The following is a 16,198-nucleotide window of genomic DNA, read 5'->3' on the forward strand; positions in this document are numbered from 1 at the left end:
CTTGCGCCTCATTGTTCCTGAAACACTCACTGGCCGACGGCATCAACCCGAACCGCCCGGCCCCATAAAAAAGCGCGGCCAGACCCAAAGCCCAGCCGCCCCATAGAGCTTGCTCTTACTGCAGGTCAGCAGCGCGCGCAGCGTTGATCTCGGCCTCGGCCTCAGCCACGGCGGAGTTCAGCGCGTCAAACACTTCCTCGCCACGGCCCACATTGGCCTTGAACCAGTCAAACACCGGAGCCGCCGCTTCCTTGAAGGCTGCTTTCTCGTCCGGGGTCGGGACATAGAGGTCGCCGCCACCGGCCACGAACTCCTCATAGGCCGCGATGGACTTCCGCTTCGGCGAGGCGAAGGTCGCCTGCTGCAGGGCATAGAACCCGTCCACGACCACGCGGCGCATATCCTCGGGCATCTCGAGGAAGCGCTGATTGCTCATCCACCAGAGCGCGCCCATATAGGCGTGCCCGTCGAGGGTCACATATTGCAGGCCCGCATCGGGGAATTTCATGCCCATGATGTCGGTGATGCCGTTCTTGGAGCCCTCAACGACGCCGGTCTGGAAGGACGTGAAGAGCTCCGGCCACGGGATCGGGGTCGGGGACGCGCCGAGTGCGCGGACCAGCTCCTGGGGCAGGTCGGCAACCACGGTGCGGATCTTCAGGCCTTCCATATCGGCGGGGGCGGCCACGCGGCGCTTGGTGTTGGCAAAGTTGCGCCAGCCACCGGTATTGCCCACAGTCATCAGGCGGATCGTGTCACCACTGTCTTCCAACGCCATCTGGCGCAGCTTGCGGGTGAAATCACCTGCCAGAACGGCCTCGGCAACCCGGTCATCGGCCATCAGGTAGGGCAGGTCGAGCACCTGCACGTAAGGAAAGATCCCCGAGGCACCGCCAGAGGTCGAGATATAGATATCGATCGAGCCATCGGCCACGCCCTGCAGGCATTCCGCCCCGTTCGAGCAAAGCTGCGTGCCGATGAAGAGCTCAACGGCGATCGCGCCGTTCGAGGCGCTCTCGACGAAGTTCTTGAAAACCACGAGGCCGTCATAATCCTCGTCATTCTCGTTGGAATTCGCGGTGGCGCGCAGGGTGTAGTCCTGTGCGGTCGCCGCCAGCGGGGTCGCGATCAGCATCGCGCCGGCCAGCATCGCCTTCAGGGTGTTTTTGTACATTGTGTACCTCCTCAGTTGATCGTGTTTTTGCGGTTGTGTCTGTCTCACCGGCGCCGTCACTCGACAAAGCCGGTCAGGCGGGGAATGGTCATGGAAATCGCGGGGACATAGGTGATCAGGAAGATCACGAAGATCTCCACCGCGAGGAAGGGCAGGATCGCCTTGGCGATGCGCTCCACCCTCTCGCCGGACACCGAACTTGCCACGAAGAGGACAAGCCCCATGGGCGGCGTTGCCAGCCCCACGGTCAGGTTCACGCTCATGATGATCGCGAAATGGATCGGGTCGACGCCCAGATCGACGAAGATCGGCCCGAGGATCGGCCCCAGGATGATGATCGCCGGGCCTGCGTCGAGGAACATCCCCACCACGAACAGAAGCAAGTTGATCAGCAGCAGCAGGATCAACGGGTTGTTCGACAGCGAGAGCATGAAATCGGCCATGATCTGCGGCGCGTAGCTGAGGCTGACCACGGTCTTGAAGGCCATGGCCGCGCCCACCAGCAGCAGCACCACCGCCGAGGTGATCCCCGCCCGGCCCAGAATATCCGGCAGTTCAGAAACCTTCAGCGTCCGCAGCACGAAGAACCCGATGAAGAGCGCATAGGCCACGGCCACGGCGGCCGCCTCCGTCGGGGTGAAGATCCCCACGAGGATCCCGCCCAGAATGATCACCGGCGTCATCAGCGGGAAGAACGCCTTGAGGCTCGCCTGCCCGCGCTCGCCCCATGTGGTCTTGGCCGAGGCGATGGGGAAGTCGTATTTGTCGGCCATGACCTTGACCATGAGCATCAGGCCCACGCCCACAAGGATCCCCGGAACAATCCCCGCGAGGAACAGGGCGGCGACGCTTTCGCCCATGACATAGGCATAAATGATCATAATGCCCGAAGGCGGAATGATCGGCCCGATCACCGAGCTCGCGGCAGTGATCGCTGCGGCAAAGCGGCGGGTATAGCCCTGTTTTTCCATGGCCGGGATCAGCATGGAGCCCAGCGCCGAGGTATCGGCCACCGCCGAGCCCGACAGCCCGGCAAAGAGCATGGAGCTCAGGATGTTCACATGGGCCAGACCGCCCCGGAAATGCCCCATCAGCGCCTGGGCAAACTCCACCAGACGCATGGTGATGCCGCCCCGGTTCATGAGCTCGCCTGCGAGCATGAAGAACGGGATCGCCATCAGCGGGAAACTGTCCATCCCGTTATAGACATTGCGATAGAGCAGCGTGATGTCGCGCTCTTGGCCGTTAAGCCAGAGCAGCAGACCCGGGGCCGCCAACAGGCCAAACACCACCGGCAGGCCGATCATCAGGAAAATCAGGAAAAGGGGCAGGAACCAGATCAGCATGTCATTCGGCTCCTACATTCTCGGCGCCGGGAATTTCCGGCAATGTGTCCGCGCCGCCCAACAGGGATATGACAGAACGCAGGATCAGCTCGATATTGGCGGAAATCATCATGATGATCCCTACCAGCAGCGAGGCCATCATCCAGCTGCGCGGCACCCGGAACCACTCTGTGAACCCCAGATCCAGCGGGACATAGAGCGAGGCGGTGGCGAATTTCCCGCCAAAGCCCGTGACCTCGGACCAGCCGATCTGCACCGAGATCACCAGCACCAAGAGCATCACGAATAACAGGAACAACGACAGGAGCGCGCCGACCTTCTGCGGCAGCATCCGCACCACCATGTCGATGGCCACGAACCCGCCGCGCCGGAACGCCGTGGGCGCCATCAGCCCGGTCATCCAGAGCATGGCAAACCGCGCGGCCTCATCGGGCCAGGGGAGCGCATTGTTCAGAACATAGCGGTAAAACACCTGGATCAGGATCGCTACCACCATGGCGGCCACGCAGATCACCCCGATCCCGCGGCCGAGCTTGAACACGGCCTCGTTCACGATCCGGAACGGTGCAAGCACCGCCAGTAATGCGCTCATGGCGCGTCCTCCTCCCATTGGCGGGCGGGGATCATTTGGCGTCCCCATCTCCGCGTCCCTCTTGGCCCGAAGGCCTAGTGACCGACGAAGCGGCCGAACATTCCTTCACTGAAGACAAGCGCTTCGCCGTCGCGATAGCCCGCCTCCAGGACCTCTCCAACGACGATCATATGATCGCCCGCATCATGTGTCTGCACTGTTTTGCACTCGAACCGAGCCAGGCAATCGGCCAGAAGCGGTACGTCGTGGGGGCATGGGTCAAGCTCCAGCCCCTCGAACGCATCGGCCCGCTGGGCAAAGCCGCGCGCGACCTCCATCTGGCCCTGTCCGAGGATGTGGATGGCAAACCGATCCGCCCCGGCAAAGGCGTCGAACCGGCTCGATTTCTTCGCCGGGCACCACAAGAGGAGCGGCGGATCGATCGACACGCTGGCAAAGCTGTTGGCGGTGATCCCCATGGGTCCGTTCGGCCCCTGCACGGTCACCACGGTCACGCCCGTGGGAAAGCGCCCCATGGCATTGCGGAACTCCCGGGCGGTCTCGGGACCGGGGGTGAAGGGCGCAAGGCGCGTGATCTCGGTCATATGCGGGGCTGCTCCATCGGCCATGTCAGGGAACCTCCGCCCCATTGGCCGCCTCATAGAGGGCAAACCATGTCTCGCGGTCCATCTTCACCTTCAAGGCATCGGAGAAGGTGGCGATGCGGTCAAGCTTGTTCGTCCCCATCACCGGCACAATTCCCGCCGGATGGGCCAGAAGCCAGGCCACGGCAACCGCCGCGCGATCCACGCCCTGGACGCTCGCCACCTGATCGAGCGCCGTGCCCGCCGCGTGATCGCCGGTCATCAGCGACCCGCCCCCGAGAGGCGACCAGGCCATAGGCGCCACGCCGCGTTCCTGCAGGAAGGCGATATCGCCATTGGTGAAGGCGTCATTGGTGGTCAGGCTGATTTCGATCTGGTTGGTGACCAGCGGGGTCTCCATCGCCGATTGCAGCAGCGTCCAGTCATGGAGCTTGAAGTTCGACACGCCCACGGCGCGGACCTTGCCCGAGGCGACAAGCCCATCCAGCGCCGCGCCTGTGTCGCGATGATCCATCATCGGGTCGGGGCGGTGAACCAGCAGCAGGTCGATCTGCTCGATATTCATCAGCCGCAGGGAATGCTCGACCGACGCCTCGATATGCGCCCGCGACGTGTCGTAATGCTTCACCTTCGCGCTGGCATAGCGGCCCACGGGCGCCACGATATCGCATTTCGTGACGATCTCGCATTTCTCGCGCAGCGCCGGGGCGGCCTTCAGCGCCGCGCCCAGCAGCTCCTCAGCCTCGTAGCCGCCATAGATATCCGCCTGATCCAGGGTGGTGATCCCCTGTGCGAGGCAGGCTTCGATCTTGGCCTGGATATGGGCGGGCGAGGTGTCGCTATCCTCGTCCAGTCGCCACATGCCATAAACGATGCGGCTCAGGCTGAGATCATTGGTAAGTTGGGTGCGGTCCATCAGCGGCGCTCTCCGGCGGCAAGGGGTGTGGCAGGGGGGCTGGCGGGTACGCGACCGTAAGCCTCCGGCATGGAACAGGTTTTCAGCTCAGGCAGGACGAGGCGGCCAAAATGCTCGGCCTCTTCCAGGTGCGGATAGCCCGAGAAGATGAAGGCGCGGATGCCCATCTTCTTGTATTCTTCGATCTCCGACAGGACCTGATCGGCCGAGCCCACGAGGGCCGCGCCGCAGCCCGAGCGCGCGCGCCCGACCCCGGTCCAGAGATGGGGCTCCACATAGCCGTATTCATCGGCGATATCGCGGTTCTTGGCCTGATGGGACACGCCCAGCGAGCCGGAATCCAGCGCCCGCTCGCGGATCGCGCGGCCATACTCGTCGTCAAGCTTCGAGGTGATATGCTCGGCATATTCCTTCGCCTCGACCTCGGTGTCGCGCACGATCATATGGACCCTCAGCCCGTAATCGAGGGTGCGGCCCTTCTCGGCGGCGCGGGCATGGACGGCTTCCATCCGGCCCTTGATGTTCTCCTTGGGCTCCGGCCACATCAGGTAGACATCGCAGTGCTCGGCACAGAGATCGAGCGCGTCGGGGCTGTAGCCGCCGAAGTAAAGGAGCGGCCCGCCGGTCTGATAGGGGCGCGCCGGATCCGTGGTCAGTCCCGAGAAGTTATAGACCTCGCCCTCATGGTTGATCTCGTCCCGGGTCCAGGCCTGCTTGAGGATCTCCACCACCTCGCGCGAGCGCTGATAGCGATAGGGGCTCGGCTCCTTCTGGCCCGGGAAATCCGAGCTGATGATGTTCACCGTCAGACGGCCCTGCAGCATGTGATCCAGGGTCGCGATGGTTCGCGCCAGCATGATCGGCTGCATCTCGCCGCAACGCACAGCCGCCAGCAGGTTGATCTTTTCGGTGATCGGCGCGCAGCCCGCCACGAAGCTCAGCGTGTCCTGGCCCACCTGATAGGAGGACGGGCAGAGGATGTTGCGAAAGCCCAGTCGCTCGGCGGTTGTCACGATCTCGCTGCAATGGGCCCAGGAGGAGCGCAGATCGCCCTCCGGCACGCCCAGAAAGCGATAATCGTCCGAACACAGGGCAGCGAACCAGGAAACCTCGGCGGCGTCGAGATCGGCAGAGGTGACAGGTACGACGGTCATGGAAAGCGTCTCCGGAAGGTGCGATTTTTATTGTGCGTAGCATCCGCCTTGATATAGATCAATCCTGTATCAATTTTATTCCGGTCCCCGATGCCCGCCCTCGCCGCCCTCCCGAAACACATGCAGATCAGCGAGGTTCTGATCCGCGATATCACGGCCGGGCGGCTGGCCGAAGGCGCGCGTTTGCCGCCTGAACGGGATCTGGCGGTCCAGATGGGGACCTCCGTCGGAACCCTGCGCAAGGCCTTGGCGCATCTGACCGAACAGGGCTTGCTGCACCGGATCCAGGGCTCGGGAAACTACGTGCGGCGCGGCGGGCCCGCGGCGGGGGTCTACGCGATGTTCCGGCTGGAGCGGCTGGGCGGCGGCGGGTTGCCCCGGGCCGAAATGCTCGATCGCGTGTTTCTCGCCAAGCCGCGCGACTTGCCCGAGTTTGGCCGCAGCCCCGAGGCGACTCGCTTCCGGCGGCTGCGCTATCTCGATGACCGACCCATCGCCGCCGAGGAGATCTGGCTCGATGCCGGGGCCGGGCGTCTGGACGAAGGTCCTCTCTCGGAGTCGCTCTATCGCAGCTACGCCACGCGGCTCGGGCTGACGATCACCCGGGCCGAGGACCGGGTGCGGCTCGCCCCCTTCCCGGACTGGACGCCCGCCGCGCTGCCCGCGCCGGGCACGCTGGCGGGCTATGTGGAACGGTTCGCCTGGGGCGGCCCCGGGGCCCCCGTGGAATACTCGCGCACATGGTTCGACGGGACCTGCGCGCATTACGTGCAACGCCTGAACGAAGCGGCCCAAGGGACGGGCCCAAAGACGGAAGACATCCATGAGTGACGTTATTCGGTATGGCCTGATCGGCTGTGGCATGATGGGGCAAGAGCATCTGCGCAATCTCGCGCTCTTGCCCGGCGCCGAGGCGGTGGCGCTGTTCGAGCCGGATCAGGAGATGGCCGACGCCGCCCTCGCGCTGGCGCCCGGAGCGGTGCGCGCATCGAGCCTGAGTGAGATGCTGGCGATGCCAGCGCTCGATGCGCTGGTGATCGCCAGCCCCAATTTCCGCCACATGGAACAGGTGGCCGAGATCGCTGCAACCCGCCCCCTGCCCCTGTTGGTGGAAAAGCCGCTCTACACGGATCCGGCGGACCTGCCCCGGGTCAAAGCGCTCTTCGCGCGCTACCCGGCCCCGGTCTGGGTCGCGATGGAGTATCGCTACATGCCCCCCATCGCCGCCTTCCTCGACCGGCTCGAGGACGCGACCGGTGGTGTCCAGATGCTCTCGATCCGTGAGCACCGCTTCCCCTTCCTGCAGAAGGTCGGCGATTGGAACCGGTTCAACCGCTACACCGGCGGAACCTTTGTCGAGAAATGCTGCCATTTCTTCGACCTGATGCGTTTTGCGCTCAAGTCCGAACCGACCCGCATCATGGCCAGTGCCGCTCCGGTGCTCAACCATCGCGGCGAGACCTATGGCGGGCAAGCCCCGGACATTCTCGATGCGGGCTACGCGATATGCGAGTTCGAAAACGGCGCCCGCGCCATGCTGGAGCTCTGCATGTATGCCGAGGGCGCGCGTTATCAGGAAGAGCTGAGCGCAGTCGGTCCCGCAGGCAAGATCGAAGCCCGCGTGCCCGGTCCGGGCCGGTTCTGGCCCGCAGATCTCGGCCCCGCCCCGGTGCCCCAGCTTGAGCTGAGCCCGCGCAATCCCCAGCGCCCGGAAGTGCGCGAGGTCCCGGTGGATCCGGAACTGCTCGAAGCGGGCGACCACAACGGCGCGACCTTCTACCAGCACCAGAAATTCCTGGCACTGGTGCGCGGAGAGACCGATGCGCCGGAGGTAAGCGCCTATGATGGCTGGCGCGCAGTAGAGATGGGGCTGGCAGCCCAACGCTCCATCGCCACAGGTCTGCCGGTCACCCTGACCCAGGACGCCGCAGAGATCAGCGCCTGAGCCGCGCGCGACCGCGCGGTCCACATGTGGACCGCGCCGACACGCCAGGCCTCAGCTGTTCAGGACCAGCGGCCCCACCAGCGCCGGACGGGTCAGTTGATAGGTCGGGGCGAAATCCGGGATCGCCTGGCTTTGATACCCGCCTTCGACGAAGGCGAAATCCACCTTTGCCGCAAGGGCCGTCTTGTAGTCCGTCACACTGTCCCCGACATAGAGCACCGCCTCCGGCGCCACCCCAAGCCCGGCAATCGCATGGTGCAAGGGCGCCGGATCGGGCTTCAAAACGGGCAGAGTATCCCCGCCAACGATCACCGGGAAAAACCGCGACAGATTGAGATGTCCACACAGCACACGCGCTGGCCCCTCCGGCTTGTTCGTGCAGAGCGCCATGGGCAACCCGGCCTCTTGCAGCGCCTCCAGCATCTCCGTCACGCACGGATAGATCACCGTTTCATGATCCACCCCGGTCTCATAGAGCTCCAGAAACCGCGCCAAGGCGGCGTCCTCGTCCACGATCCCACCGGTCGCGCGCAGGCTACGCTGCACCAGGACCCGCGCGCCCGAGCCCACGAAGGACACCGCCTCAGCCAGGCTCAGGGTCCGGCGCCCGCGTTCCTCCAACATCCCGTTGATCGCCCGCCGCATATCCGGCGCGCTGTCGACCAGCGTGCCATCGAGATCAAACACCACCGCCTTGTACCGCATCTTCGCCTCGCTCCTTGGACCCTGCCGACCTCGCCCGGAGTGACCCGCACGGCCCCGAAACTCAAGCGGAAAACAGCGACCCATTGATCACAGCGACGCCTTGGCCCCCGACAAAAACGCGCGCGCCTCAGCCGCGGTTTCGAACACATGGGGACGGACCTCCCGCGCAAAGGCATCGCCGAGCTTCATGCGCATGAAGGCCGAGCCCGAATAGCGGGTGACCGTGCCGTAGTACCGATCCTCCAGCCCGTGGACCATGGCGACCCAGGCCTCCTGAATATCCTCGTCGATCCGCGCACCGTCATAATTCACGATCACATCGACCCGATGCCCCAGCGGCGCACAGAGCGCCTCGACCCGCTCGCGCACCCGCGCGACCTCCGTGGCGCCGCGCACGCGCATCTTCTCGAAATTCAGGAAGAGCTGCTTGCGATCCGGCGAGAGCGCCATGCGGTCATCCAGATCCAGATGCAGCAGGTCGACCCGCAGTTCCATCGGATCCGCGCGGAAGATCCGCCCATCCATCTGCGCCAGATCCGGCGCGATATGGGGGCGGAAGGCCATATGGCCGAGGATATCCCGCTCCAGATCCATGCCCGGCGCGATCTCAATCAGCTCCAGCCCGTCGCCCCGCAGCCGGAACACCGCCCGCTCGGTCACATAGAGCACCGGCTTGCGCGCCGCAGCGGCCAGCGGTCCGGAAAACGTGACCTGCTCCACGCGCTCGACAAACTTCGCCACCCGCCCTTCGCTGCGCAGCGCCAGCCCATCATCACCCACAGAAATATCCAGCCCGACAGAGGTAAAGGTCCCCGCAAAGACCACGGCCCGGGCATTCTGGCTGATATTGATGAAGCCCCCCGCCCCGGCAAGCTTGGGCCCAAAGCGCGAGACATTGACGTTGCCCTGCTGGTCGACCTCGGCCATGCCGAGCACGGCGATATCGAGCCCGCCCCCATCATAGAAATCGAACTGCGCCCCTTGGGGCACGATCGCATCCGTGTTGATCGCCGCCCCGAAATCGAGGCCCGAGGCCGGTTGCCCGCCGATCACACCCGGTTCGGCGGTGAGGGTCAGGTGGGGCAGAAGCCGCTCCTCCCCCGCCACCGCCGCCACGCCCTCGGGCATCCCGATCCCGAGATTGACCACCCCATTGATCGGCAACTCGAACGCCGCGCGCCGGGCGATCACCTTGCGCACGGTCAGGGGCATCTCGGGCGCGGCATCGGCCTCCACCCGGAACTGACCGGAAAACGCGTGGCTATAGGGGGTGGCAAAGGTCTGATGGTGGTTTTCGGGCGCAGCCACCACCACCGCATCCACCAGCGCGCCGGGGATCACCACGTCCCGCGCATTGAGCCCGCCGCGTGCCACCATCTGCTCGACCTGCACGATCACCACACCACCGGAGTTCTTCGCGGCCATGGCCTGGGCAAGGTTGTCGATCACCAGCGCCTCGCGCTCCATGGAGATATTGCCCTCGGGATCCGCCGAGGTCCCGCGCAGGAGCGCCACATGGATCGGCATCGCCTTGTAGAACAGATGCTCCGCGCCGCCGATCTCCATCACCGAGACGATATCCTCAGGCGTCGCATCATTGATCTTGCCCCCCTGCAGGCGCGGATCCACGAAGGTGCCCAAACCCACCCGGGTCAGCGTGCCCGGCCGCCCCGCCGCGATGTCCCGGTAGAGGTGACTGATCACCCCCTGGGGCAGGTTATAGGCCGCGATCTTGCCCGCCGTGGCAAGCGCCGCGACCTTGGGGATCAGCCCCCAATGGCCTCCCACCACTTTCGACAAAAGCCCCTCTTGCCCCAACCGGTTGAGACCTCGCGTCTTGCCATCCCCCTGCCCCGCCGCAAAGAGCAGCGTCAGGTCCCGAGGCGCCGCGGTCTCGGCAAAGCGCGTCTCCAGCGCGACCAGCAGCTCCTCCGGCACGCCGATCCCGACGAACCCAGACGTGGTCACAGTATCCCCGTCACGAATGAGATCCGCTGCCGCTGCAGCGGAGATGCGTTTGTTCGGCATGACACCCTCTCAGCTTCCCCGCTGAGCAGTCTATCGCCGATACCGGGCAAAACCAGACCCCGTCTTTCGCCGATCCCGGCGCAGCGTCACGGGCCTGTTGCAAAGCTTTGCTCAAACGCCCCCATGCAGGAGAGACTCGATCCGCTGATTGCTGAACGCGCCCCGTGGCTGTTTGACGACGGGCTGGGCGTGGCTGTGGCGCGGCGGGCGCTGACAGAGCTGCTGGGCTATCCGCGCACGGTAGCCTTGGGCGAACGGCTCGCCCCGAAACCCGCGCCGGAGATCATGGCGACCATGGGCGCGCAATTGGCCCGCGCCGTGCGCGTGAGCGGCCTGGAAAACATCCCATGGCACGGAGGCGCGCTGGTTGTGGCAAATCACCCGACCGGGATCGCGGACGGTATCATCCTGCATCATGCGCTGGCGCCGATCCGCCCGGATCTGTTTTTCTACGCCAATTCCGACATCCTCCGGGTGCTGCCGCAGATGACCCAACTGATCGCGCCCGTGGAATGGCGGCACGAGAAGCGCAGCATGACCAAAACGCGCGAGACCATGGCCTATACGCGCACAGCCCTCGGGCAGGGGCGGCTCGGCGTGATCTTTCCCTCCGGGCGTCTGGCCAAACGGCGGGGCCTGCGCCTCTTCGAGCGGCCCTGGATGGCGTCGGCGGCGATGATCGCCCGCAAATTCGACGTGCCGGTCATCCCGATCCACATTCAGGCCCGCAACTCGGTCCTGTTCTACCTCTTTGACCTGATCCACCCGACCCTGCGCGACATCACCCTCTTCCACGAGACCCTGAACAAGGACCGCCAGCCCTTTCAGGTCACCATTGGCGAGCCGATCTCTGCCGCCGCCCTGCCTGCGCGCAGCGAAGAGGGAATTGCGATGCTGCGCGACACGACCCTTGCCCTGGCCGGTTCAGAGACCGCCGGCGTGTCGCTTTTGCAGGCGACCAAACGCCCCAGCTGGGTCTGAGCGCCGCAGCCCCCGGGATCCGCGCGAATTTGACTCGCCCTGAAGGGTAACTCTCTGGTAACGAATTCGTGGGGATTGGAGAATTTCTCTCTAGAAGGTGCTGCCACATGCAACATGACATTCGGTCTTCTGCCGCTGACGTCCTGGCTCTGGGCGATGAGGATATCGGGGAGTTTCTGCGGGATCAGATCGCGCATAAACGCCTGAGCGCCCTGGTTCACACCCTGAATGAAGAGATCCTCGAAGGCTCCGCCGAGATGGCCAATGCTGCCGCGCGTGCCCTGGCCCGTCTGGGATTCGTTGACGAGGTCGCCTGACCTGGTGACCCCCGGGCGCTAGAGACCGCGCGTGGCCCAACCGAACCCGGTCTGGCCAAATCCATTGCCGTTATAAAGCATCACATGACCCTGCCCGAGCGGCAGGATCGTGGGATAGGCCTGCATGAACCCGTCCCAGTCCGACGTGGTAGGCGGGTTGGCGAAAACCAGGGGCTCTGCCGGGCCTGCGGGCAGCCCCTCCGCATCCAGCGGCAGGGACAGAATGCGATAGGCCGCGTCCCGATCCGTCCGAAAATCGCTCCGCGCCCGGTAAGAGAAATAGAGCCGCTCGCCCCCGTCAATCCGCGCCCGCCAGGGACGGGCCAGCCCGCCGCCCTCGGGCAGATTCGCGGTGCCCGGCGCGATCAACACGTCCTGAGGGGTCCAGGTCAGGCCATCCTCCGAGACCGCCCGCCGCAGCCCATAATCCGCATCCGCCGGCCCCTCCGGCCGCGGGGTCCAGCCCGTGGCACTCATGTACCAGGCGGAAAACCCTGTGGGCTCAGCTTGAATATGGGCCAGCGAGACAAAGAACGGGTCCACCGAACCGACCGACAGGACCGGCCCCGCGCATTGTCGCGTGAACGCCGCGCCATCCGGGCTCGTGGCCAGACCAAGCGCCAGCCCGTAGGGCACATCCCGGCGCAGATGCATCCCCATATAGTAGAGATGCGCGATCCCATCGCGCCACAAGGCCACACTCGGCCCCTGCCCCGCGCTGTCGAAGGTCCCCGGCACCCCGAGGGGCAGGATCGGCCTGTCTGACCGCCCGATCACCCGCATCTCGTCCAGCGGGTCCACATCGACCCAGAGCATGCGCGCCCGGTTCTCCTGATCCCGCACGGCGTAATAGAGCCGCCAATGCCGGTCGTCGAAGATCAGCGGCGTCGGGTTCTGGGCATGGCTTTGCCACCAGTCCACGCCCGGCTCCGGCGCGATCTGGATCACCCCGCGCCGCTGCCAGAGATCTGCGCCCGCGCCGGTCACAACAACCTGCGCATCCGGCTGCTCTTGAAGGGTTTGGTCTCGGGCGCGGGTCCGACCACGACCCCCTCATCGGGCACATCCTGCGAAACAAGCGCGGCGTTCAGGAGCGCCGCAGCCCGGCCAATCTTCAACCCATGGGTCACCGCGACTTGCCCGGCCAGATGGCACTCATCCCCGATCACCGTGGAGCCCGCGACGCCCACTTGTGACGAGATGAAGACATGATCACCGATGGTGACATGGTGGCCGATATGGTTGCCGCTCCACAGGATGCAATTGTTGCCGATCCTGGCGAAGGGCTGGATGATGTTGCGCTCAAGGATCACGCAATTCTCGCCAATGCTGTCGCCGTAATAGTGACAATCCGGATGCAGGAAGCTGGCGAAGGCATAGCCCCGCGCCTTGCCCTCCAGATACCGGTCCCGGCGAATCGTGTTCATGCGCTGGTAGGTGAGCGGCCCGAGCAGCTGCACCTTGTCAGGCGAAAACTGCGCCTCGAGTTGCGACCAGGGCACCAGCGGCAGCCCGTCATGGGTCTCGGCGGTGCAATAGGCGTCGTCCAGCGTGTAGCCGACGATGTTCAGATGCGGCGCTTCTGCCCGGATATAGACCGCGACCACAGCGGCCATATCCCCCGCCCCAAAGAGCACGATATCCGTTTGCGTCATGGCGCGCCCTCCTCTGCAGGGGCTTCGAGCCAAGCCATGGCGGCCTCGAAATCCGGGGCCGCGATCCGGTAGTTGGACTGATCCACCCAGCGATCCGTTCGCTTGGAAAACGCCCCGGCCAGCACCCGCATCTCAACCCCGGTCTGAGCATGGGCCTCGATCTGCATGGCCAGCCGCGACATGTCCGGATGGCTGAGATAAAGCAGCCGCGTTCTCTTTGCGGCAAGAAAGAGCCCGAGCGACGCCGACCCGTTCTGCACCGCGATGCGCCGGGCGCCACGGATCGCGCGGATCTGCGCGTCAAAGCTCATTTCCTCAGGAAAACAGGTGCGATAGCCCAGCACCTCAAGCTTGCCGCGGATCTCCTCCCAATTGTCGATGGCCCGGTGGCGATTGGGTTTGCGCGCCCAGAAGAGCCGGTCCGCAGGGGCGGTGTCCTCCGCCTCAGCCGCGATCTTGGCCTCCACCCGGTCCGACACGGCGGAGTAGGTCCCGGCCAGCCCGATCGCGGTCGGGTGGAGCGCGGCGATGTCCAGCCCCTGATCCGTCAGCAAGAGATGGGGCGCGTGCATCCAGTTCTGCGTCACGAACAGCTGCGCGACCTCCACCGCCTCCCCCTTGCCGATCTCGATCAACTCGACCCCAGCAGCCCCCGCGAAGAACCGCAGGGATTGCACATGCTGGCGCGGCATATGGCTGTCGATCAGAACCGGCAATGGCGCCCCATCGGCCCCGCGCAGATCCGCGCCAAGGGTTGCTTGCGCCGCCAGAAACTGGGGCAGATGCTCCATCATCCAATGACCGAAGGAGATCGAATTGATCCCAAGCATCGAGAGGGCTCGCGGCAGTGCGCGGCGCGGTGCGTCTGGCGCGACCAGAACCTGCGCGCGATCCGGCGCGATGCGCTCAAAGACGATGGGATCGAAGGCCAGCTCCACCGGCAGGGCCACCCGCTCCTCCGGCGTTGCATCGAGCAGAAGGCGTCCGTCTTGCGCAATCAGGGCGGAGCGGCCAAAGACCGTCGCCCCATGGAGCCAGCCAGAGAGGACCCGGCGGCTCAGATTGTCAAAACCCGGCACCTCCGCCGGACCATAAGTCACCGGCGCGCGATTGCTGAGCGGCGCGCCTCCTTCGTTCAGAACGGTGACCGGGCCCGGCCCGGCCTCCAACGCGGCGGCGAGCGGCGCGATCTCCATCTCAACGCAGTGGCACCCGGGCCCCAACCCCATGAGATCCGCGTAATGCGCCACCGCCGCGTCCAGGGGCAGGGCTGCGCGCAAATCGCGCTTCACATGCATCGCGTTCATCAGGGAGACGGGCCGCCCGTTCGGCGGCGGGACCGCGCGTTTGCAGATCCGTTCCCAAACAGCGGCCGAAATCTCGGCAGGGCGCGCCATCACGAGGCGGACCGTACCGCAGTTTGCGGCGCCGACGCCTCCTGCGCCGCCTGGGCAAGATGGGTCGCGATCGCCGCGATCCGGTCCTCGGTGAGGTCTGGCGCCATGGGAAGCCCGATCAGCCGCAGCCCCAGATCGACCGTCGCAGGCAGGGGATCCCTTGGGCATTCGGCAAAGTTGGACATCTCGTGGAGCCCATGCTCATACCAGCGCCGCCAGCCAAAGGCCGCCGCATCCAGCGCGTTGAGCAGGGGATCCGCCGCCGCACCGCTGGCCACCTCCAGCAGGGCATAGGCCGAGCTGACCTCGGGCGACGCAAAGAGGCGTCCCGGCACGCCCGCCTCGCAAAAGGTCCGGCGATAGGTCTCGGACACCGTCCCATAGGCCGCGGCGCGCCGGTCAAACATGTCGAGCATCGCATGCCCGACAGCGGCGTGGTATTCGCTCATCTTCCCATTGAACCCCGACATCCGGCATTCCCGCGAGTTCAGGAAGCCGAAATTCGTCGCCTGCGAGATCAGCTCGCGCCCGGGCTGGGTGTCCCAGATCACGGCCCCGCCCTCGCCGGTGGAGAAGGTCTTGGTCGCGTGAAAGCTCAGGCAGACCGGGATGGTCTCGGTCACGGCCTCCGGTGCGGCGATCACCGCTTCAAACGCGGCCGCCGCGTCGACAATCACGGGGATCCCCGTGGCCGCGCGCAAATCCTCGAAGGCGGTGATATCCGGCAGCCGTCCATAGGGCGCCACAACCAGGATCACCCCGACCTGAGAGAGCGCAGGATGGGTTGCCAAGGCGCCCGGATCCAGCGCCCAGGTCGCCGGGTCGATATCGGCGAAGTAGGGGGTGTATCCGCACCGCTCCGCCGCAAGCGCCGTGGCCGCGAAGGTATAGGACGGCAGCAGCGCCAGCGGGCGCTCGGGCCCGGCCCGCCCGGCAGTGGCGAGGATCGACGCCTCCAGCGCTGCGGTTCCGGACGCCGTGGTGGTCACCACATCACGCGCCGCCCCCAATGCCTGCGACAGCCGCGTCTCAAGCCTGCGCACCAGCTCGCCGCGGTTCGCATACCAGCGATTGCGATCCGGGACCTCCAGATAGGCCATGATCTCCTGCGCGCCGGGCAAAAGGGGATCGCACACTTTGTGCAGGTCGCCGCTCATCAAACTGTTGTCCATCCTTGGAACTGCGCGGCGACAGGGCCGGCCAAGTCTCATGCTATGGTGCACCAATCGCGGATGAAAGCGCAATCGGCCCGCCACCACTGTGGCCCAAGCGCGACGGTTCGCGCCCCGCGCGCCCGCGCTCTCGCGGCGCCAAGAGCGCCCGGTTGAGCATGCCCGCCTGCCCTGTATGCTCCGATCAACGCCCAAGGCGAGCAGCGCCGGGTGTGGATAGAAGGCGATCAAA

16 protein-coding genes are annotated in these 16,198 nt (G+C 65.5%); 4 read left to right on the forward strand and 12 right to left on the reverse strand.

The window, feature by feature from the left end:
- Window positions 1-115: 115 nt before the first annotated feature.
- From dctP to ACP153_RS12595, 6 genes are all read right to left on the reverse strand, one after another.
- On the reverse strand, window positions 116-1,174 hold the full coding sequence (gene dctP / locus ACP153_RS12570) for a TRAP transporter substrate-binding protein DctP (protein WP_424971339.1): 1,059 nt from the start codon (window positions 1,172-1,174) through the stop codon (window positions 116-118).
- A gap of 56 nt (window positions 1,175-1,230) precedes the next feature.
- Window positions 1,231-2,520: a TRAP transporter large permease gene (locus ACP153_RS12575; protein WP_424971340.1), complete on the reverse strand. Its 1,290-nt coding sequence runs from the start codon at window positions 2,518-2,520 to the stop codon at window positions 1,231-1,233.
- A 1-nt stretch (window position 2,521) separates the two neighbouring features.
- Window positions 2,522-3,112 (reverse strand): TRAP transporter small permease, encoded by a 591-nt coding sequence (locus ACP153_RS12580; protein ID WP_424971341.1) that lies wholly within the window; start codon window positions 3,110-3,112, stop codon window positions 2,522-2,524.
- A 74-nt stretch (window positions 3,113-3,186) separates the two neighbouring features.
- Window positions 3,187-3,720 (reverse strand): flavin reductase family protein, encoded by a 534-nt coding sequence (locus ACP153_RS12585; RefSeq protein ID WP_424971342.1) that lies wholly within the window; start codon window positions 3,718-3,720, stop codon window positions 3,187-3,189.
- Between the two features lies 1 nt (window position 3,721).
- The gene (locus ACP153_RS12590; protein WP_424971343.1) at window positions 3,722-4,612 is read right to left on the reverse strand and encodes an aldo/keto reductase; all 891 of its coding nucleotides are present in this window, start codon (window positions 4,610-4,612) and stop codon (window positions 3,722-3,724) included.
- Window positions 4,612-5,766 (reverse strand): LLM class flavin-dependent oxidoreductase, encoded by a 1,155-nt coding sequence (locus ACP153_RS12595; RefSeq protein WP_424971344.1) that lies wholly within the window; start codon window positions 5,764-5,766, stop codon window positions 4,612-4,614. The genes ACP153_RS12590 and ACP153_RS12595 overlap by 1 nt, the downstream gene beginning before the upstream one ends.
- Before the next feature lie 90 nt (window positions 5,767-5,856).
- Between ACP153_RS12595 and ACP153_RS12600 the strand changes: the two genes are divergently transcribed.
- On the forward strand, window positions 5,857-6,597 hold the full coding sequence (locus tag ACP153_RS12600; RefSeq protein ID WP_424971345.1) for a GntR family transcriptional regulator: 741 nt from the start codon (window positions 5,857-5,859) through the stop codon (window positions 6,595-6,597).
- Window positions 6,590-7,711 carry a Gfo/Idh/MocA family protein gene (locus tag ACP153_RS12605; protein ID WP_424971346.1) on the forward strand — a complete coding sequence of 374 codons (1,122 nt, stop codon included), beginning with the start codon at window positions 6,590-6,592 and terminating at the stop codon, window positions 7,709-7,711. The genes ACP153_RS12600 and ACP153_RS12605 overlap by 8 nt, the downstream gene beginning before the upstream one ends.
- 51 nt (window positions 7,712-7,762) lie before the next feature.
- Here ACP153_RS12605 and gph read toward each other — a convergent pair whose 3' ends face one another.
- Together gph and ACP153_RS12615 are read right to left on the reverse strand one after the other, a co-directional pair.
- Window positions 7,763-8,416 (reverse strand): phosphoglycolate phosphatase, encoded by a 654-nt coding sequence (gene gph / locus ACP153_RS12610; protein ID WP_424971347.1) that lies wholly within the window; start codon window positions 8,414-8,416, stop codon window positions 7,763-7,765.
- 87 nt (window positions 8,417-8,503) lie between these two features.
- A complete protein-coding gene (locus ACP153_RS12615; protein ID WP_424971348.1) occupies window positions 8,504-10,444 on the reverse strand; it encodes an acyl CoA:acetate/3-ketoacid CoA transferase in 1,941 nt (646 codons plus the stop codon).
- Between the two features lie 123 nt (window positions 10,445-10,567).
- Here ACP153_RS12615 and ACP153_RS12620 point away from each other — a divergent pair, with 123 nt between their 5' ends.
- The gene (locus ACP153_RS12620) at window positions 10,568-11,425 is read left to right on the forward strand and encodes a lysophospholipid acyltransferase family protein (protein ID WP_424971349.1); all 858 of its coding nucleotides are present in this window, start codon (window positions 10,568-10,570) and stop codon (window positions 11,423-11,425) included.
- 107 nt (window positions 11,426-11,532) lie between these two features.
- On the forward strand, window positions 11,533-11,742 hold the full coding sequence (locus ACP153_RS12625) for a hypothetical protein (protein ID WP_424971350.1): 210 nt from the start codon (window positions 11,533-11,535) through the stop codon (window positions 11,740-11,742).
- Window positions 11,743-11,760: 18 nt separating this feature from the next.
- Here ACP153_RS12625 and ACP153_RS12630 read toward each other — a convergent pair whose 3' ends face one another.
- Genes ACP153_RS12630 through ACP153_RS12645 form a run of 4 tightly spaced genes read right to left on the reverse strand, consistent with a single transcriptional unit; the run spans window position 11,761 to window position 15,930 of the window.
- Window positions 11,761-12,729, reverse strand: a complete 969-nt coding sequence (locus ACP153_RS12630; protein WP_424971351.1) for a hypothetical protein — start codon at window positions 12,727-12,729, stop codon at window positions 11,761-11,763.
- Window positions 12,726-13,397 carry an acetyltransferase gene (locus tag ACP153_RS12635; protein ID WP_424971352.1) on the reverse strand — a complete coding sequence of 224 codons (672 nt, stop codon included), beginning with the start codon at window positions 13,395-13,397 and terminating at the stop codon, window positions 12,726-12,728. The genes ACP153_RS12630 and ACP153_RS12635 overlap by 4 nt, the downstream gene beginning before the upstream one ends.
- Complete coding sequence (locus ACP153_RS12640; RefSeq protein ID WP_424971353.1) at window positions 13,394-14,794, reverse strand: glycosyltransferase family 61 protein; 1,401 nt, start codon at window positions 14,792-14,794, stop codon at window positions 13,394-13,396. The genes ACP153_RS12635 and ACP153_RS12640 overlap by 4 nt, the downstream gene beginning before the upstream one ends.
- A complete protein-coding gene (locus ACP153_RS12645; RefSeq protein ID WP_424971354.1) occupies window positions 14,794-15,930 on the reverse strand; it encodes a DegT/DnrJ/EryC1/StrS family aminotransferase in 1,137 nt (378 codons plus the stop codon). Before ACP153_RS12645 ends, ACP153_RS12640 begins: the two co-directional genes overlap by 1 nt.
- Window positions 15,931-16,198 lie beyond the last annotated feature (268 nt).

The sequence above is a fragment of the Dinoroseobacter sp. S76 genome, from assembly GCF_049801095.1.
Lineage (GTDB): Bacteria > Pseudomonadota > Alphaproteobacteria > Rhodobacterales > Rhodobacteraceae > Dinoroseobacter.